This is a genomic window from Nocardia abscessus NBRC 100374 (assembly GCF_000308455.1).
In the GTDB taxonomy this organism is placed as follows: Bacteria; Actinomycetota; Actinomycetes; order Mycobacteriales; family Mycobacteriaceae; genus Nocardia; species Nocardia abscessus.
The window spans coordinates 20,448-39,617 of sequence record NZ_BAFP01000003.1 but is presented as its reverse complement, the minus strand read 5'-3'; the positions used below and the strand labels follow the sequence as shown (position 1 = coordinate 39,617).

Below are 19,170 nucleotides of genomic sequence, written 5' to 3'. Positions count from 1 at the left end.
CCGCCGCGCCGAGAATCGTCTCGACTGGGCGGCTCGACCCCGACATAGGCAGAGATGGCGAGCCCAGCGCACGTCAGCGCATCTTGGCCCGGCGTCGCCGTTCCATTTCTTCTCGTTCCAGTACCGCCGCCCGCTCCAGAGTCGGGGCGGTCCCCCCGAGCCGCACGGGGACCCAGCGGGCACCTTCCTGCATCGGGTAGTCGCGTTGCGCGTGGTCCAAAAGCCCGCTCATCCGGACCCGCAGGGTGGCGGTTAGTTCCTCGGCCGGTCCGGCGGGTGGGATCGGGGGACCGATGCGGATGTTGATCGGAAAATTATGGCGGCCGAGCTGCTTCGGGATGTCCTTGGTCCAGACTCGGTGGGCGCCCCAGATGACCAGGGGAACGATCGGGACGTCCGCTTCCACCGCCATTCGCGCCGCGCCGGACTTGAACTCCTTCAGCTCGAAACTGCGGCTGATCGTCGCCTCGGGGTAGACCACGACCAACTCGCCTTCGCGCAGAGCGGTGACCGCGCGGGCGTACGACTCGGCCCCGGCCGTGCGATCGACGCCGATCGCCTTGCAGTGCTTCATGAGAAAGCCCACGAGGCCGTGCTCGAGCTCGGCCTTCATCATGAACCGGACGTTGCGGCCGGACTTGCGCCCGACCAGTCCGACCTCCATGAAATCGAGGTAGGCCGTGTGGTTCACGGCCAGCACCGCGCCGCCGGAGCGGGGAATGTGCTCTTGCCCCTCGATATCGATCCGCAGACCCTGGGCGAAGAAGATGGCGCGTGCCAAGCCGGTGAGGATGTCGTAGACCGGTTCGCGCGCCATCACAGCTCCCGTTACTGCCCCGCCGCGTTCTTGCGCGCGGCCTTGGCCTCCGCTTCGGCGGCATCCATCGCGTCCGCCTCTTCCAGGGTAGGAGCGCTGCCGCCGAGCCGGGCCGGAACCCAGTACGCGCCGGGCTCGTGCACGTAGTCCTTCTGCAAGTCCAGCAGCATGTCCTGCATGGTCGACCGTAGTCGGGCCGTGAGTTCGGCGGCGGGCTCGAACGGCTGGATCGGTTCGCCCACCGCGATCGAGATGGGCGTGTTGGTGCGACCGAGCCGCTTCGGGAAGCCCTTGGTCCAGACCCGCTGCGCACCCCAGATGACGATCGGGATGATCGGCACCTCCGCCTCGATCGCCATGCGCGCCGCGCCGGATTTGAACTCCTTGATCTCGAAGCTGCGGCTGATCGTCGCCTCGGGGTACACGCCGACCAACTCACCGCGGCGCAGATATTCCACGGCGGCCTGGTAGGAGTCCGCGCCCGCCGAACGGTCCACCGGGATGTGCTTGAGCGCGCGCATGATCGGCCCGGAGATCTTGTCGTCGAAGACCTCTTTCTTGGCCATGAACCGGATGTAGCGCTTCGGGGTGCGCACCGGCAGGCCCGCATAGGTGAAGTCCATGTAGCCGGTGTGGTTCACCGCCAGCACGGCGCCACCCTGCGCGGGGATATGTTCATCGCCCTTGACGGTGAACTTCAGACCTTCGATGAAGAAGACGGTACGGGCCAGCCCGATGATCGTCCGATAGACGGGTTCCACAAGTCCGCTAGCGTAGTCGCTGATCGTCCCCACCGGCAGTTCGCCGCCATCGTGCGGCGCACCGGAGCGAGGACACCGTGACCAGCCCCAACCGCACGCCTGAGAGAAGAGGATCGTCGAAGTGGAACGCGCCCGGCCGGCATCGCGTGAATACGACCGCACCGCACGCGATCGGGATCGGGCGGCGGCCACCCGGCGTACTCGCGCCGCGCTGATCGGCGGCCTGGCCCTGGTCGGAGCGGTCGCGGTGACCGGCTGCGACTCGGTCGTCGGCATTCCCGACGAGAGCGCGCCGCAAGCGGCCGTGCGCACCACGCCCCCGGCCGCGGTCCCGGCGGCTGCCTCGCCCAGCACCTCCGCGCTGCCGCCCGTCCCCGCCGACGCGCCACCGGTCGGCGCGGTCGCCGGACTGCCCGCGGCCGCGCCCGCGGTGCAGCGCTGGGCAGCCGACTTGCAGACACGCACCGTCTCGGAGCTGCAGGAGAAGTGCTGGACCATCGCGCCGAAGAACGTCGCCGACATGTACGCCAACCCGCAGGCGATCCTCGCCGCCTTGGCGCAGCCCGGCACGAAGGTCGAGAACACCGTCGTGTGGACGAACGCGACCACCACGGTCGCGGTCGATCGCGCCGAGGTCGCGACCGGCTACGCCTGTCCGCGCGTCGCCACGGCGGGCGCGGAGATCGCCTACAACGACGCCGACGCCCGGCACACCGTGCGCCGGTACCTGTCCCGCTTCGTCGGCACTCCGCTCGACCCCGCCGACAAGGAGGGCGACTACCCTCTGATCTGTAAGGCGTCCCCGGCGACCTGGGACCCCAAAGGCACCGGGCGTCCGAGCCCCGCGCCGCTGGCGAACAACCAGGGCGCGCTCACCGGGGCCACCGAGTTCGCCGACCAGCAGATCCGGTCGGAGCAGGTGAACACCGAGTACATCGCGGTGCTCGTGCCGGTGACCAACTCCTCCGGTGTGACGCAGACCCGCACCTTCACCTTGCGATCCGGCCCGGAGGGCTACTGCATCGGCGACATCTCGCCGTAACTACTACCCTGGTTGGCTGGTAAACAGCAGGAGGAGCAGCTAGTGCAGATCACCAGCGTCGGACACGCCGGATTCCACATCCGCACCGCGGCCGGGTCGATCCTTTGCGATCCCTGGGTGAACCCCGCGTACTTCGCGTCCTGGTTCCCGTTCCCCGACAACACCCAGCTGGACTGGGACGAGCTGGGCGCATGCGACTTCCTGTACGTCTCGCACCTGCACCGCGACCACTTCGACGCGAAGACGCTGACCGAGCACGTCGACAAGAACGCGACCGTGCTGCTGCCGGACTACCCTGTGCCGGACCTGCGACGAGAACTCGAACAGCTGGGCTTCCACAAGTTCTTCGAGACCGAGGACTCGGTCAAGCACACGGTGACCGGACCGGGCGGTGACCTGGACGTCATGATCATCGCGCTGCGCGCCCCCGCCGACGGCCCGATCGGCGACTCCGGCCTGGTCGTCTCCGACGGCGAGACCACCTGCTTCAACATGAACGACGCCCGCCCGGTCGACATGGACGTGCTGCACGACGCCTTCGGCCACGTGGACATCCACTTGCTGCAGTACTCGGGCGCCATCTGGTACCCGATGGTCTACGACATTCCGGCTCGCACCAAGTCGAATTTCGGCAAGCAGAAGCGGCAGCGCGGCATGGACCGGGCCCGCAGCTACATCGAGCAGGTCGACGCGACCTGGGTGGTGCCCTCCGCCGGTCCGCCGGTGTTCCTGGACGACGAGCTGCGCTACCTCAACGACGATCGCGGCGACGAGGGCAACATCTTCCCGGACCAGAAGGTGTTCCTGGAGCAGATGGAGATCCACGGCAACGCGGGCGGAGTCCTGATGATCCCGGGTTCGGTGGCCGACGTGCGCGGCGCCGAGCTGACGCTGACCCATCCGAGCGATCCCAGCGAGATCTACGACCACAAAGCCGAGTACATCGAGCGGATGGCACAGCGCCTCGCGCCGGTGCTGGAGGCCGAGAAGGCGACCTGGGAACGCGGCGAAGGCTCCCTGCTGGAGCCGCTGCGGAAGCTGTTCGAGCCGATCATGGCGCAGAGCAACGTGATCTGCGACGGCATCGGCTACCCGGTCGGCTTGGTGATCGGCGAGGAAACCATCGTGCTGGACTTCCCCAAGCGCGCCGTGCGCGAGCCGGTCGAAGGCGAGGGCCGCTACCGCTACGGCTTCCGCATCGCCCCGGAACTGGTGCGCACCGTGCTGCGCGATCAGGAGCCCGACTGGGTGAACACCATCTTCCTGTCCACCCGCTTCCAAGCCTGGCGCATCGGCGGGTACAACGAGTTCCTCTACACATTCTTCAAATGCCTCACCGACGAGCGGATCGCCTACGCCGACGGCTGGTTCGCCGAGGCGCACGACGATTCCGCTTCCACCGAACTCAGCGGCTGGGAAGTGCAGCGCCGCTGCCCGCACCTGAAGGCTGACCTGTCGAAATTCGGTGTGGTGGAAGGCAACACACTCACCTGCAACCTGCACGGCTGGCAGTGGGATTTGGAATCCGGACGGTGTAAGACGTCCAAGGGCCACGAACTGCGCTCGCGCAAGCTGGACTGAGGCCCCGACTTCCGGCCGGCGTGTCCACACCGACCGGAAGCGGTTGCCACCTGATTGCTACATGTTGTTGACCTCGCGGGTGAGCCTCGACGACCACGGGCACCACATACAACCCGGCAGGAACGCGCCACAGGCCTCGTCCAAGTGGTCGTTGACGTACATGATGCTGGCGTCGCAGACCTCGATCGCCATGGTGAAGAAGGTGATGGTGTCGGGGTCCAGATGGAAGTCCCAGCCCGGGTTGTAGGGCGCTGGCATCTTCCGGATCCGACCCATGACGTGGATCGACATCTGCTCGTCGCCCGACAGGATGCGGCGGGCTTCCTCGATCCGCTGAGGATTGTTCAACTGGATGACGAACTCTTTGCCTGAGTAGTCGGTGAACGCGAACAGCGCCATGTCTTCCCCTCTTGTCGGTGGGTCCTCTGGTCGATGGATGACGAATTCCGCACCGGTGCGACTCGATCCTATCGGCGCGAGGCCGAATATTTGCCAGAAATTTGCTAACCAGCGCATAACGGGTCGCCGGACGGTCTATGCGGTGGGAACAGGTGGACCCGAAACTCAGCGGGAGATCCCTGCCGGAATCCCGTTGTGCGCGGGACTCGGTGTGCGGCGCACCGCCTTCACCGTGCTGATCAACTCCCGGATCGCGATACCGCCCCTGGCTACCGGCGCGGCGACGCGTCCGTCCGGATCGATGAGCACGGCGGACGGGGTGCCGCGCACGCGGTAGCGCAAGGCCGCCTCGTTGCCCTGCTGCACAAGCGACGGGATCTCGCCCAATCCGTTTTCGACGCCCCACGCTGCTTGTTCTGCCGGGTCGCCGTTGCCGACCGCCACTATGGCCAGCGCGTCACCGGTACGCGCGTGCCAGCGGGGCAATTCCCTGGCCAGCGCCGCACACAGCTCGCAACCTGGATGCACGAAGACGAGCAGCACCGAGCGTGCACCGGCCAGCAGGTGCTCGAGCGTGGTCTTCGCTCCCGTGGCGTCGAACAATTCGAACTCGGGCGCCACCGCACCCACCGGCAATCCCTCCGCGCCCAGCGTGGACAGTGCCTGCTGATCCACCCGGCGGCGCAGCGAACGCAACTGCCCCGCCAGCCACACCAGCACCGCCACCAGCGCGGCCACCACCGCACACCCGATCGCGTGGTCGGCCGGCAGGCCCATCGGCACACCCGGATACGTCAGCGCGCCGACATCGACAACCAAGGCCAGCGCAGCGAGCACACCGTTGCGCAGCAGAGTCTTGGGCCCGATCGGCGCGGCACTCGCACCGCCGAAACACGAACACGAGGGCCGCTCGCCGCGTCGCAGCAAACGCACGATCGCTACCGTGAACACGGCGAGCAACGCCAGCGCCGCCACCGCGGCAAGCCCGGAGATCCAGGGAAGCAGCACGGTGACCGCGATCGTCGCCTCGATGACCGGCAACCCCCAGGCCACCGCGGGCACCCAGCGCAGCGGCACCCCGAAATCCGCCACCGCCTGCCGCGTCGCGCTCCGATCCGCCAGCTTGCCCCACGCCGACAGCCCGAACACGACACTCAGACCCAACCGCGAAACCCACACCCCGTATTCGATCAGCATGAGCGCACCATCCCACACTTATGCGCTCAGAACATGACCGACCGGGCGAGTGTCCTCAGGACTGTGATCGCGTAGCGACGGCGACCGCGACGAGGGTCAGCGCGCAGCCGACGATCGCGGTGGTGGTCAGGCCCGCACTGGTCGGGGTGAGCACATCGAGGATCAGGGAGGCCAGCAGCTGCCCCGCCACCGAGGTGAGGCCGAGGAGCAGGACGCCGATCCAGCGGACCGTCAGCGCGGCCAGGGCGATGAACGCGACGCCGATCAGTCCACCGAGATACAGCCACGGCTCGGTGGGAAATGCCTCCGGACCTCCAGAGGTCACGACTATCGCGGCCGTGAGGATCGAGAGCGCGACCAGGCCGACGCAGAAATTGACCATGGCCGCCGAAAAGGCTCCGCCGACCGCGCCGACCTTCCCGTTCACCGCCTGTTGCCAGGCCAGGCCGATTCCGGCCAGCGCGGGCAGGACGATCAGCAGAGCGGCCGGTGTGCCGCGCAGCGCCTCGGGCACGGAGAGACCCCCGGTGGCACGGCTGTGACCGAACCCGGCGACCAGCACCGCGACCACACCGAGCGACGCACCGGCCAGACGGACCCCCGTGATCGGCGTGCGTCCGCTCGGACCGAGACCGAGACGGTCGACGACCAGACTGCTGAGCAGTTGTCCCGCCACGGTCGCCACGGTGAACGCGGTGACGCCGATAGCCGCGACGGTCAGGCCCTGGCACGCGACGAAGAACGCGCCGCACAGGCCCCCGAGCAACTGCCACGGCCGCAGCGCGCCTTCCGACAACGCCCCCCGCACCCGCCGCGCGCCATCCCGCACCCGCCCACTCACCGCAAACACAATCGCCAGCGCAACCAGCCCCGTCCCGAAACTGATCGCCGCCGCCGCAACCCCATCCTCCAACCGAGCCCCGAGCGCACCATTGATCCGCCCCTGCACCGCCACCCCAGCCCCGATCAAAAACCCACAAACCACCCCCACCCGCACCTGCCTACTCACCTCCCGCACGCTACCGGCCACGAGTGGCACATGGTCGCGGCGTTTCCCGAGAAGAGCTCTCCATGGTGTGCCACTCGACTCACGGTCGGTCGGCGCGTTGGGGTAGCCAGCGGGGGGCGAGGGTGGCTATGGCGAGGATGGAGGCGCCGAGGAGGGCGAGGAGGGTGGACATGGAGGACCAGAGCGTCACCAGGGCGGCGAAGCCGAAGACCGCGAGGGCGATCACCTCGCCGAGTAGTCCCGAGACCGAGGTGACGGTGGCTCGGGCAGGACCCTCGATGGCGTCCTGGAGGCGAGCGCCCGCGACGATTCCGGCGTTGTAGACGATGCCATAAGAGACGCCGATCGCGGCGAACCCGAGGCCGGTCAGCGGATACACCGCGTCCGGGCGGCCGGTCGCGAGACCGGCGATCACCGCACCACCGAGGAACAGCAGGCCCGCGGCACCCACCGCGATCGACATCGTCCGGCCCGACATCCCTTCGGTACGGCCCGCCAGCAGCGAACCGGTCAGCGAACCGAGCACGGTGAGACCGACCAGCAGGGGCACCACGGCTGTCGAGACGCCCGATTCCTCCGCCAGCAGGGCGAAATACTCGTCGAACGCCGTGATCCCGAACAGCAGCGCCTCCAGCAGCACGCCATAACGCACGGCCCGAACGCGAACCGCCTCACCCACACCGGCCTTCAGCATGCCGAGGTATCGCGCGAACGGCCGCGGCTGCGCCGCAACGCCTTCCGGCCCGACGCCATCGACCTCCGACGCGACAGCGATACGCGAACCCTCGGCGCGGGCATCGGCATCGCCGTCGCAGGCGGCACGCATGCCCGAGTCCGGTCCGATATTCGCGGAGGGGATGTCGGAGGCGTCCGCCACGGGCTGAGCGTCCGACGGCGACTCTTCTTCCAGGTCGTCCACATCCGCCGCGGACACCGCTTTGGGCGCGGTGGGCAGCGACAGTGCGACCAGCGTATGCACGGCCGCGATCGCCACGCTGGACCAGCCGACCAAGGCATAGCCACCGTAGAGGTACAGGGGTGTCGCGGCGACGATCGCGACGACGACGGCCGCCTCCGCACCGGCACGGGTGTAACCGAGGATGCGCGGGTATGCCCCGGACTCACCGCGGGCGGCCAGGTCGTCGTAGAGCAACGCCTCGAAGGTGCCGGAGGCCAAGGCGCCCGAGGTACCCCACAGCACGAATCCGGCGGCGAAACCCGCGAACGAGGGCGCGGCGGTCCACAGCGCGAACCCGGCCGTGAGCAATACACCGCTGAGCACGAGCAGTCCACGCCGCGACACCGTGTCCGCCCACGCACCGGAGGGCACCTCGAGCAGGAACGCGGTCGTCGACCAGATCGCGAACAGCAACGAGATCTGCCCCGTGCTCATGCCGTGGTCGGCGAAAAGCAGGGCGTACAGCGCGTACAGCGGAATCAGTTCACCGATGCTCTTGAAGAGCACCGCCCGAACCGTCAGCGAGCGCAGGCCGATGGGATGCGCGCTACCCGCCCTACGGGCACGCAGCGCTTCGGCGAATCAACTGCCGTAAATGATCAAACGCATGTCGATCAGCATGCTCACGACCGGTACACGCGTCAAGCGAATTACGGCAGCGGCACCCAGCCGTTGGCCGCCACGGAGTCCCCGTCGCCGAGTTCCCGGTCCGTGACACCCGGGCCGACCCGGCCTTGGTTCTCGTTGAGGTCGCTGATGAGCTCGGAGACCGGGTGCGAGTCACTGTAGTGATAGCCCTGCGCGAGCGCGAAACCGAGCTCGGTGAGCACCGCGGCTTGGTACTCGGTCTCCACGCCCTCGGCGATGACTTGCAGGTCCAGCGCATTGGACAGGGCGGCGATCACGCCGAGCAACGGCGGCGCGGGCGAATCCGAGCGGATCGCGGCGACGAAGGACTGATCGACCTTGAGAATGTCGCTCGGCAGCGTGGCCAGCCTGCTGAGCGAGGAGTATCCGGTGCCGAAGTCATCGATGGCGATGCGCACGCCGCGATCGCGGAGTGTGTGCAGATTCTCGATCGCGGTCTGCGATTCGGCGGCCAGCTCGCTCTCGGTCACCTCGAGCACCAGCTGATCGGCGGGCCACCCCGTGGCGGCCAGGATGCCCGCCACCCGGTCGGCGTACCCGGCCTCGGCCAGCTCCAGCCCGCTGACGTTCACGTTCAGCGTCAGATCCAGCTGCGCGAAGGTGTCCTGCAATCGCGCGGCGTCCGCGCAGGCCCGGCGCAGCACCAGCTCGTCCAGATCGGCGATGAGGTCGTACTCCTCGGCGACGCGGATCAGGCCCTCGGTGGTGACATCCGGCTGTGCGCTGGAGGACCAGCGCAGCAGCGCCTCCACGCCGACCGCCTTGCCGCCGCCTTCGGTGAGGCTGACGATCGGCTGGTAGTGCACGTCGAGCGCGCCGCGGTCGATCGCCTCGCGCAGCTCCACCGCCAGCGGCAGCTGCCGGGAGGACTCCAGCACCGTCCGGTTGCGTCCGGCCTGCTTGGCCCGGTACAGGCCGACGTCGGCGCGGCTGACCAGCAGCGATCCGGATTCGCCCGGCTGCCAGGAGGTCACGCCGGCCGAACAGCCGGTGGTCACCGCCGCGCGCAGTTGCTCGGTGAGCAGGATCGCGGCCTGCTCGGTGGTGTTCGGCAGCAGCAAGGCGAACGCGTCGCCGCCGTAGCGCGCCAGGCGCTGGTCGGGGGCCAGCAGCTTCGACCAGGTGTCGGCCACCCGCTGCAGCACCGCGTCACCGGCGCGGTGCCCGAGATGGTCGTTGATCTTCTGGAAGCGGTCCAGGTCGACCAGCACCAGCGCGAGCCCGTGTCCGGACCTGGTGGCCTGCTGGATCGCGGTGTTCAAGGCGCGGTCGAAGCCGCGGCGGTTGAGCAGACCGGTGAGCACGTCGATGTCGGCTTCGGACGCCATCCTGGTCAGGATCCCGACGACGACGCCGACGCCGAACGTCACACCGGCCGGGATCAGGCCCGACCACCACGGCAGCCCGGGCGTCACCGGCCGCGCGGGCAGCACCCACAGGCACAGCGCCAAGGCGAACGCGATATGGGCGGCGGCCTGCGACCAGGCGAAGAACAGGGCGGCGTCGCACGCGATGAACACGTAGAACGCGGCGAGGCTGATCGCGCCCACCGTGTTCGGGAAGGAGTGCACCGCGATCGTCACCAGCACCGTCGCGATCGCGACGTACACGTGGTGGATCGAATGCGGCAGCCGCGGCCCCCACGCGAGCAGCGTGAGACCGAGCACCAGCGCTATCGCTGCTGCCCCGCCTACCAGCGGCCGATTACCCTCCTCACCAGGGGCGACAGCGGTGATCAGCAGACCGAGCACCCCGCCCATGACGTAGAACGCCCCGGTGGTCCGAGCCATGACCATAGCCGTCGCCAGCGCAGACGCGGCCCGCACCCGGGTTCGGGTATCGCCGCGAGACCCGATTCCTCGCACGATGAATAGCCTAGACACAAGGAATCCCGCCGGTTGCCACATCCCGGGAATCCGGCATGGCGAACCAGTAGCTATTCACCTGAACGTCATTCGCGCGTAGTCAGTTAGACGGTCGGAGCACGTCGGTACCGACGAACGGAACCAGCGCGGGCGGCACGCGGACCGACCCGTCGGCTTGCTGGTGGTTCTCCAGGATGGCCACGATCCAGCGGGTGGTCGCCAGTGTGCCGTTCAGCGTGGCGGCGATCTGCGGCTTTCCGTTCTCGTCCCGATAGCGCACCGAGAGCCTGCGGGCCTGGTACGTGGTGCAGTTGGAGGTCGAGGTCAGCTCCCGATAGGTCTGCTGGGTGGGCACCCACGCCTCGCAATCGAATTTGCGTGCCGCCGAGCTGCCGAGATCGCCCGCCGCGACGTCGATCACCCGGTAGGGCACCTCGACCGCCGCGAGCATCTCCTGTTCCCAGCCGAGCAGGCGCTGGTGCTCGGCCTCGGCCTGGTCCGGGGTGGTGAAGACGAACATCTCCACCTTGTCGAACTGGTGCACCCGGATGATGCCGCGGGTGTCCTTGCCGTAGCTGCCCGCCTCCCTGCGGAAACACGACGACCAGCCCGCATACCGTTTGGGCCCGCCGCTGAGGTCGAGGATCTCGTCCGAGTGGTAGCCCGCCAGCGGCACCTCCGAGGTGCCGACCAGGTAGAGGTCCTCGTCGGCGAGGTGGTAGACCTCGGCCGAGTGCTGGCCGAGGAATCCCGTGCCCGCCATGACCTCGGGGCGCACCAGCACCGGCGGGATCATCATGGTGAAGCCGTTGGCCACGGCCTTCTGCGCGGCCAGTTGCAGCAGACCAAGCTGCAGCAGCGCGCCGTAACCGGTCAGGAAATAGAAGCGGGCGCCGGAAACCTTCGCCCCGCGCTCCATGTCGATCAGGCCGAGCGACTCGCCGAGTTCCAGATGGTCCTTCGGCTCGAAGTCGAATTCCCTTGGCGTGCCGATGGTCTGCAGCACGACGTAATCGTCCTCGCCGCCCGCGGGCGCGCCCTCCTGCACCACGTTCGAGATGGCGCGGTGCGCGGCGTCCAGATCCGCGTCGGCGGCGTGCTGCGCGGCCTCGGCCTCCTTGACCTTGACCGACATCTCCGACGCCTGCGAAAGCAGCGCGGAGCGCTCCTCCTTGCTCGCCTTTCCGATCAGCTTGCCCATCGCCTTGTGCTCGGCGCGCAGGTTGTCCGCGGTGGCCACCGCGGCACGGCGCGCCGCGTCGGCCTCGAGCAGCGCGTCGACGAGGGCGGGGTCTTCGCCGCGGGCGCGCTGCGAGGCGCGGACCGCGTCGGGGTCGTCCCGCAGGAATCGGAGGTCGATCATGGGCCACCAGCCTAGTGGTCGGTGTGTTGCCGTTTCACGCCGATATCCCAGGATGCGGTCCATCGGCCCCGGATCGCGCGCATAGTGGGCTGGTGGGCACTGCTTTCGACGAGACAGCCATCGACAACGCGCTGGCCGACCTGACGGCGGGCGAGAAAGTGTGGGCCACGACCCCGCTGCGCCGCCGCCGCGAACTGCTCGACCGGATCCACGCCAGAACCGGCCGCTTCGCCGAGGACTGGGTGCGGGCCGCATGCGTCGTCAAGGACCTCCCCGAGGACTCCCCGCTGGTCGGCGAGGAATGGATGTCCGGCCCGCTCACCATGCTGCAGGCCACCGAGGCGCTGTCGGCCACCCTCGCGGCGCTGGACACGGGGCGCAGCCCACTCACCGGCATCACGCTGCGGGAGGCGCCGGGCGGACGGGTCGCGGTGCCGATTCTTCCGTTCGGCGTCTACGACCGGCTACTGCTCAACGGTTTCCGCGGCGAGGTGTGGCTGCGGCCCGGCGTCGACGCCGACACCGCGCGCAGGCGAGCCGGACTCGCCCAGCTGGATCCCACCGCGACCGGCGGTATCGGCGCCGTGCTCGGCGCGGGCAACATCACGTCGATTCCACCGCTGGACGCGCTCTACGAGCTGTTCGCGCACAACCGGGTGGTCGCGCTGAAACTCAACCCGATCACCGACCCGCTGTTCACCGTGTTCGAGATGGTGTTCGAGCCGCTGCTGGAACTCGGCGTGCTGCGCATCCTCACCGGCGGCGCGCAGCAGGGCGGCTATTTGGTGCGCCACCCCGATGTCGCCCACGTGCACATGACCGGCAGCGCGCAGACCCACGACGCGATCGTATGGGGTCCCGGCGCGGAGGGCCTGGAGCGCAAGAAGGACAACCGGCCGCTGCTGGACAAGCCGATCACCAGTGAGCTGGGCGGCGTCTCGCCGACCATCGTCGTGCCGGGCGACTGGTCCGCCGCCGACCTGCGCTACCAGGCCGAACATGTGGCGACCCAGCGGCTGCACAACGGCGGCTACAACTGTGTGGCGGCGCAGGCGGTGGTGATCGCCTCCGAGTGGGACCGCAAGGACGAGTTCCTGGCGGAGCTGCGCCTGGCCATGGAGCGGGCGCCACAGCGCACCGCGTACTACCCCGGCAGCGACACGCGCGTCGCCGATGCGCTGGCCTCGTATCCGGAAGCCGAGCGGCTCGGCGCGGGGCGGGTGCTGGTCGACGGGTTGCCGCGAACCGGCACACCGCTGCTGCGCACGGAGTACTTCTCCCCCGTGCTCGGCGTGGTCGAGCTGCCCTACGCGGGCGGCGAGTTCCTGCAGCGTGCGGTGGACTTCGCGAACGCGGAGCTGACCGGGACGCTCGGCGCGAACGTCATCGCCCATCCGACGACCATCCGCAGGCTCGGCATCGCCTTCGACCGCGCGATCGAGCGGCTGCGCTACGGCGCGATCGCGGTGAACACCTGGACCGGCCTCGCCTTCCTCGCGCCGCGGGCCGGCTGGGGCGCCTTCCCCGGGCACACCCTGGACGACGTGCAGAGCGGGATCGGCGTGGTGCACAACGCCCTGCTGCTCGACGACGTGGAACGCACGGTGGTGCGCGGCCCGTTCCGTCCCGCGCCCCGCTCGCTGCTGGGCCGCGAACTCGCCCTTTCCCCGAAGCCACCGTGGTTCGTCGGCAACGAAACGGCCGCCGTCACCGGGCGCAGGCTCACCGAGTTCTATTCCGGAGCCAACCCGGCCCGGCTGCCCGGGGTCTTCCTGTCGGCCCTGCGCGGCTGAACCACCCGCGGCTCGTGCCGCGCCGATCGGGGCAGGTCGTGGCACCACGGCACCGACGCTGCCATGATGGACCGCGATGTCCTCCGAACATGTGTCCCGGTCCCCGAAGGCGCCCAAGCGCGGCGCGTCGTCGCGCGCCGACGCGGTGCGCCGCTCGTTCGACTCGGCCAAGGCGGCGCTCGCCGAGAGCGAACTGCGCGACGTGCGTCTGTCGGCGCGCACATTGCGCTGGGGCCTGCTCGCGGTAGCCGTCGGCGCCGTGGTCGCGGCCCTGGTGACGTTGTTCGTGACCGGCTTCGACAACGAGACGGGCCTCGAGGCCCACAATCCCGGCTCGCCGGCACAGCCCGTGCTGGACAAGGAGTTCGGCACGGCGGCCAAGGGCGACTGCCTGAGCTGGACCAAGCCCGACCGGTCCGACCTGGTCAAGGTCAACTGCGCGAGCAAGCACATGTTCGAGGTCGCGGCCGACATCGACATGAGCAGGTATCCGGGTAAGGAGTTCGGCCCCGGCTCGCGGTTCCCGGACTCGCTGCGGCTCACCGAACTGAAGGAAGAGCACTGCGTGCCAGCCGTGCAGAAGTACATGTCGGGCCGCTTCGACCCGCGCGGCAAGTACATCGTCGGGCTGATGTACCCGAGCCCGGACGGCTGGCAGCACGGAGACCGCACGCTGCGCTGCGGATTGCAGGTCGCGGCCAGCGTCGGCACGCCGCCGTCGGTCGGCAGCGCCACCGAGCACGATCAGTCCAGGGTGTACGAGCCGGGCGTGTGCCTCGGCATCAACCAGAACCTGCCCACCGATCCGGTGGACTGCGCCCAGCCGCACGCCGTGGAGATCGTCGCCACCGTCGACCTCGCCACTCACTTCACCGGCGGCCCGCCCGCGAAAGAGGAGCAGGACAAGTTCGTGGAGGAGGAGTGCTCCCGCACCTCGACCGAGTACCTGGGCGCGCCGGACGTCATCCGCAACAAGACGCTCACGCTGTTCTTCGACTACATCGACGCCCGCAGTTGGATGGCGGGCAGCCGCAAGCTGGACTGCATGATCGGCAAGGGCGCCGATCGGGAGGGCTTCGCGCCGATCACCGGGTCGGCCAAGGGCGACATCCTGATCAACGGCCAGGCTCCGGTGCCGCCGCCGAACAGCGGACGTTCCACGCCCGCACCGCTGCCCGGCGCCGCGCCGCTGCCGCCGCAGCCCCAGCCGAGGTAGCCGAGCGCCGATGCCCGTCTCGATGTCCGACGACCGGTTCGAGGAATTGGTCGGCGACGCACTGGATCTCATTCCGCCCGAGCTGACCCGCGCGATCGACAACGTGGTGGTGCTGATCGAGCCGCGCAATCCGGAAGATCCACATCTGCTGGGCCTGTATCACGGCATCGCTCTCACCGAACGCGACAGTCAGTACGGCGGAGCGCTTCCGGACACGGTGACCATCTACCGCGAAGTCATACTCGAACTCTGTTCCGACGAGGCGGAAGTGGTGGAAGAGGTGGCGATCACCGTGATCCATGAGATCGCACACTATTTCGGCATTGACGAAGACCGCCTGCATCAGCTGGGATGGGGATAGTCTGGACCGAGCTGTATTGCGTACCCCAAGCGGTGGGTGTGTAATCGGCACGGAGATCGAAAAACTGGGGATTCGATGGAACCGATCGCGTTGCTGTCGCGTCCTATCACTCGAAGGGGGAATTCTCGTGGTTCCGCCCCACAGCCACTAGAAGGAGTCGAGTCATGGTTGGACATGTACTGATCGCACCCGAAGCCATTCTCGCCGCCGCGGCCGAACTCGACCTCGTCGCCGAACGCCTGGCCGCCGCCGCGGCGATCACCGCGCCCGCGACGCACGTGCTGCCCTCCGGCGCCGAAGAAGTCTCGTTCCTCGGCGCGAGCCATTTCAACCAGGGCGCGATGTCGCACGACCGGGCGATCGCGCAGGCGATTCTGGAATGCCACCACGCGGCGGCGACGCTGCGCACGCAGCTGGCCCAGCACGTCGCAGGTGATGTGGTGCGCGCCGCGAGCATCAGCGCCATCCAGGTGTAGTTCCGAGACCAGAAAACAACGTTTCAAGCAGGGGAGAAGTCGAACATGGTTGCAGGAGTCACCGGGGTGATCTGGGCTGCGCGCCCATCGGAGATCAATTCGGCCACCCTTCACGCGGGCGCGCACGCGATCCCGATCTCGGCCGCCGCCACCGCATGGGGCGGGCTCACCGCCGCCTGGATCGACGCGACCACGACCGTCGCCCGAGTGATGGCCGAACTCGGCGTCGGAATGCAGGGCATCAACGGTATCGCGGCGCTGGGCAAGCTCACGGGCTTCCTCGGCTGGTCCGAGCAGCAGGGCGTGCAAGCGGCCGCGATGGGGGCGAAGGCCGCGGCCAATGCCACCGCGTACACCGTCGCCGCGCTGGCGATGCCGAGCCCGCCCGAGATCGCGGCCGTCAACACCGCCTTGGCCGCGTCGGCGAACCCGCCGGGCGTGTTGAGCGGCGCGTTCGAGGTCGCGGAAGTCGCCAGGCACGCCATGGACATCCGTGCCGCGCTGGTGATGGAGACCTACGAGGCCGCGACCAGCGCCATGGTCGCGACCCCGGCCGAGTTCGTGCAGCCGCCCCCGATCGCCAAGGGCGCGGGCACGGCTACCCCCGAGCAGGCGGCGGAATCGGCGAGCGAGGTCCCGGCCGATCCGATCCAGGCTGCCGTCGCCGCCACCCAGGCGTTCTTGAGCAACCCCGGTGTGGCGAGCGCGGCCACCCAGGCCGCTCAGGCCGTCGGCTCGATCGCGACCACGGGCGTCTCCACCGTCGGAAATGTGGCAGGCAGCGCGATCGCGGCGGCCACCAGCACCTCCGCGCCCGCCTTCTCCGGTATGGCTCCGATGGCCGTGGGCGTCGGCGCGGCGGCCACCGCGGCCGGCGCCTCGACTCGCGCGGTGTCGTTCTCCGGCCTCGGGTCCGCGGGCATCAGCAACGGCACGCTCAAGCTTCCGGAAGGCTGGGGCTCGAGCGGCACGATCGGTGGCGGCGCCGCTCAGGTGCAGGAGACCGTCGCGGTGAAGGCTCCCGAGGCGGCACCGGTCCGGTCGGCGAACAGCGGCAGCGGCAACCCCCTGCTCGGTAATCAGGCTCGTAGCGACGAGGACGACGAGTCCGAGCACAACGGCCGGGATTACCTGCGGTCGACCGAGCACTTCAACGACGGCCGGTTCACCGCCGACGGCGTCATCGGTGGTGACACCAGCGGGACGGCTAGGTGACCGTACTCGGTGCGGGCCGCGACCCGTCGACGCTCGAGGCGGTCGTGTTGTCGCTCGATGAGATGCAGTTTCTCGTGGAGAAACTGCAGATCGAAGTCCCCGTCGTCCTGAACGCCCGGGCACGCTACGACAACCTGACCGACCACAAGGCGGCGATGGACGCGGCCGTCGAGTCGCTCGCCCAACGCAACCTCCTCATCGACGGTGTCGTGCATCGCGATCTGGAGAATCGGCTGTGCGCGCTGAACCGGCCCCACTGGATCATCGCGCTGCGGTTGGTCGTCGACGGGTGGGTGAGCCGCTTTTGTCTGGCGCAGGGCGTCGACCTTCCGGTCGTCGCCCTGCGGGGGCAGGACTCCTATGTCCTCGATGAGGCGGGAACCGACCTGCCCGGCACTGTTCTCGCAGCACTCGGCTACGCCGAGCCGCTCGAGCTGTACGGCATGAACGCCCCGACCGAAGAGCTGGCCACGATCTTCGGCGACACCGGCGATGCCGCGGCCACCGCGGAGCGGCTGACGAAGGTGGGCAACCCCAGTCAGGATGCGAAGACCTTGGCCGCGGCACTGGTCGAGATCCACTCGTACGCCGAGATCGTCGGCGTGGTGTACGGCGACGGCAGCAGAGACGTGGCGGACAATCACATAGCCGTCTTCAACACGCGCGCAGGGCGATTCATCGCGACGGCGAGCAAGTCCGACGACGGCGTGAAGTGGACGTCACTCAGCAGCGGCACGCCCGCACGCCTGCGCACGGCGGTGCAGGACCTGATCAGCTCCCTGCCGGAACGCGAAGATTTCCCCCGGAATCCGAAGCTCTCCTGACCGCACCGAGCAGGCGACGCTAGCCCATCGGGTCGTCGGAGGTCGGCGCGACGTCGTATCCGAACGGCGGCGTGAACCGGCCCCAGCGAATGCACTCCCAACCGCCGTCCGGCACCGGGACCAACTCGATGGTCTCGGTGTTGTCCAAGTGGTTGTTCGTGGTGAACGGCGGACGTACATCCGCGAGAGTGCGGCCCACGAGCCGCATGGCGGCGCCGTGACTGACCACCATCACGTCGCCATGGCCCTCGTCGTCGGGCGTCAGGTACGTGTTCCGCAATTCCGCGATCACGGGCAGAAACCGGTCCAGGACGTCCTGGGCGGATTCTCCACCGGGCACCCGTAGCGTGAGATCCCCTTCGTGCCAGGCACGGTAGATCTGCTGGAAGGTCCGGTGGGCCTCCTCGCCGTGCTGCCCCTCCAGGGCACCGGCTTGTACCTCGTGTAATCCGTCGAGCACCATGGCGGCCACACCGGTCGCCGCCTCGATGTAGCTCGCGGTCTGCCGCGCGCGCAGCGCCGCCGAGGAGAACAGCACCTTCGGCGGACGGAGCAGGCCCTCACCGAACGTCTTCGCCTGTGCCGCACCGCGTTCGGTCAGGGGTAAACCTGGGATCCTGGTGTCCAGCAGCTTGGCGACGTTGCCTTCGGTCTCGCCGTGCCGGACCAGGATCAACCTTCCGGTCATAGGTCCGCCATCCCCTTTCTCAACTGGATCAACCACTCCGCCGCGGCTTCGTCCGACGGTGGCGGCGCGCCGGTCGCCGAAGTCGCTGGCCAGGATCCGAGAAAGCGGATCCGGGCGGTGCGGTGCAGTGCCTTGAGCGCCTCGGCCACCGCCGTGTCATCGATGTGCCCGACACAGTCGAGATAGAAACGGTAGGTGCCCATGCCGGTTCGGGTGGGACGCGACTCGATCCTGGTGAGATCGATACCGCGCGTCGCGAATTCGGCGAAGGCGCGCATCAGTGAGCCCGGTACGTTCGGCAACTCCAGCACGATCGAGGTGCGGTCGGTTCCGGTGGGGGGCGGCGCCACCGTGGGACGGGTGCACAGCACGAAACGCGTGATCGCCTGCTCGTGGTCGGCGACACCGGATGCGAGTGCGATCAATCCGAGCCGTTCTCCCGCCAGGGCGGTCGACACGGCGGCGTCGGCATGGCCCGCCACCACGTCTTCGGCGGCCGCGGCGTTGGACGCCGAAGTGTAGGACTGCGCCTGCGGGAGGTGCCGCGCCACCCACGTCCGTACCTGCGCGGCGGCGACGGGATACGCGGCGAGGGTGCGCACGTCCGACAGCGCGGCGCCCGGCTTGCCGAGGATCGTGAAGCTCACCTCGAGTTCGGTCTCGGCGACGATCTGTAGACGCGGGCCGATTGCCAGCGAGTCCAGCGTCGCCGAGATCGACCCCTCGACAGAGCTCTCGATCGGCACCACCGCGCCGTCCACGTCGCCGGAGCGGATCAGGTCGAGCGCGGCCCCTTGGCTGGGCGCGGCAATCCGTTCCACGGGTCCTTCGAAGGTCCCCGAGGATTCGAGTTGAGCGAGGGCCATCTCGGTGAAGGTTCCGGACGGCCCGAAGTACGCGATTCGCGGCACGTTTACGAGATTACTTGCGCGCTCGCCCGGCTCCCCACCGATTGCA

The 19,170-nt window shown here is 68.7% G+C and carries 18 protein-coding genes; 8 read left to right on the top strand and 10 right to left on the bottom strand.

What is annotated here, in order from left to right; translation table 11 throughout:
• Positions 1–73: 73 nt before the first annotated feature.
• Together ON19_RS00690 and ON19_RS00685 are read right to left on the bottom strand one after the other, a co-directional pair.
• On the bottom strand, positions 74–817 hold the full coding sequence (locus ON19_RS00690; protein WP_043684758.1) for a lysophospholipid acyltransferase family protein: 744 nt from the start codon (positions 815–817) through the stop codon (positions 74–76).
• 11 nt (positions 818–828) lie between these two features.
• Positions 829–1,578, bottom strand: a complete 750-nt coding sequence (locus ON19_RS00685) for a lysophospholipid acyltransferase family protein (RefSeq protein WP_043684755.1) — start codon at positions 1,576–1,578, stop codon at positions 829–831.
• 121 nt (positions 1,579–1,699) lie between these two features.
• Here ON19_RS00685 and ON19_RS00680 point away from each other — a divergent pair, with 121 nt between their 5' ends.
• Positions 1,700–2,620 (top strand): hypothetical protein, encoded by a 921-nt coding sequence (locus ON19_RS00680; protein WP_051168393.1) that lies wholly within the window; start codon positions 1,700–1,702, stop codon positions 2,618–2,620.
• Between the two features lie 42 nt (positions 2,621–2,662).
• Entirely contained in the window at positions 2,663–4,201 is a 1,539-nt protein-coding gene (locus tag ON19_RS00675) for a Rieske 2Fe-2S domain-containing protein (protein WP_043684752.1), read from the top strand.
• 57 nt (positions 4,202–4,258) lie between these two features.
• On the opposite strand, the gene ON19_RS00670 is transcribed toward ON19_RS00675, so the two are convergent.
• The 6 genes from ON19_RS00670 to serS form a co-directional block, all read right to left on the bottom strand.
• Positions 4,259–4,600 (bottom strand): BP74-related protein, encoded by a 342-nt coding sequence (locus ON19_RS00670; RefSeq protein ID WP_043684749.1) that lies wholly within the window; start codon positions 4,598–4,600, stop codon positions 4,259–4,261.
• A 165-nt stretch (positions 4,601–4,765) separates the two neighbouring features.
• The gene (locus tag ON19_RS38600; RefSeq protein WP_051168392.1) at positions 4,766–5,797 is read right to left on the bottom strand and encodes a MauE/DoxX family redox-associated membrane protein; all 1,032 of its coding nucleotides are present in this window, start codon (positions 5,795–5,797) and stop codon (positions 4,766–4,768) included.
• A gap of 55 nt (positions 5,798–5,852) precedes the next feature.
• On the bottom strand, positions 5,853–6,782 hold the full coding sequence (locus ON19_RS00660) for a DMT family transporter (RefSeq protein WP_227954961.1): 930 nt from the start codon (positions 6,780–6,782) through the stop codon (positions 5,853–5,855).
• Positions 6,783–6,885: 103 nt separating this feature from the next.
• Positions 6,886–8,271, bottom strand: a complete 1,386-nt coding sequence (locus ON19_RS00655; RefSeq protein WP_227954540.1) for an MFS transporter — start codon at positions 8,269–8,271, stop codon at positions 6,886–6,888.
• Positions 8,272–8,414: 143 nt separating this feature from the next.
• Positions 8,415–10,202 (bottom strand): putative bifunctional diguanylate cyclase/phosphodiesterase, encoded by a 1,788-nt coding sequence (locus ON19_RS00650; RefSeq protein ID WP_227954539.1) that lies wholly within the window; start codon positions 10,200–10,202, stop codon positions 8,415–8,417.
• A 175-nt stretch (positions 10,203–10,377) separates the two neighbouring features.
• Positions 10,378–11,640, bottom strand: coding sequence for a serine--tRNA ligase (gene serS / locus ON19_RS00645; RefSeq protein ID WP_043684743.1), 1,263 nt, complete (start codon positions 11,638–11,640; stop codon positions 10,378–10,380).
• A 92-nt stretch (positions 11,641–11,732) separates the two neighbouring features.
• Between serS and ON19_RS00640 the strand changes: the two genes are divergently transcribed.
• From ON19_RS00640 to ON19_RS00615, 6 genes are all read left to right on the top strand, one after another.
• A complete protein-coding gene (locus tag ON19_RS00640) occupies positions 11,733–13,433 on the top strand; it encodes an aldehyde dehydrogenase family protein (RefSeq protein ID WP_051168391.1) in 1,701 nt (566 codons plus the stop codon).
• A 76-nt stretch (positions 13,434–13,509) separates the two neighbouring features.
• Entirely contained in the window at positions 13,510–14,649 is a 1,140-nt protein-coding gene (locus ON19_RS00635) for a septum formation family protein (RefSeq protein ID WP_043684740.1), read from the top strand.
• Positions 14,650–14,659: 10 nt separating this feature from the next.
• A complete protein-coding gene (locus tag ON19_RS00630) occupies positions 14,660–15,010 on the top strand; it encodes a metallopeptidase family protein (protein ID WP_043684737.1) in 351 nt (116 codons plus the stop codon).
• A gap of 164 nt (positions 15,011–15,174) precedes the next feature.
• Entirely contained in the window at positions 15,175–15,486 is a 312-nt protein-coding gene (locus ON19_RS00625) for a PE domain-containing protein (RefSeq protein WP_043684734.1), read from the top strand.
• Positions 15,487–15,531: 45 nt separating this feature from the next.
• The gene (locus tag ON19_RS00620) at positions 15,532–16,701 is read left to right on the top strand and encodes a PPE domain-containing protein (RefSeq protein WP_043684731.1); all 1,170 of its coding nucleotides are present in this window, start codon (positions 15,532–15,534) and stop codon (positions 16,699–16,701) included.
• Positions 16,698–17,525, top strand: coding sequence for an ESX secretion-associated protein EspG (locus tag ON19_RS00615; protein ID WP_043684728.1), 828 nt, complete (start codon positions 16,698–16,700; stop codon positions 17,523–17,525). Before ON19_RS00620 ends, ON19_RS00615 begins: the two co-directional genes overlap by 4 nt.
• A 19-nt stretch (positions 17,526–17,544) precedes the next feature.
• Here the strand turns inward: ON19_RS00615 and ON19_RS00610 are convergent, their stop codons facing one another.
• Positions 17,545–18,213, bottom strand: coding sequence for a histidine phosphatase family protein (locus tag ON19_RS00610; protein ID WP_043684725.1), 669 nt, complete (start codon positions 18,211–18,213; stop codon positions 17,545–17,547).
• Positions 18,210–19,124 (bottom strand): prephenate dehydratase, encoded by a 915-nt coding sequence (gene pheA / locus ON19_RS00605; protein WP_043684722.1) that lies wholly within the window; start codon positions 19,122–19,124, stop codon positions 18,210–18,212. The genes ON19_RS00610 and pheA overlap by 4 nt, the downstream gene beginning before the upstream one ends.
• Between the last annotated feature and the right edge of the window lie 46 nt (positions 19,125–19,170).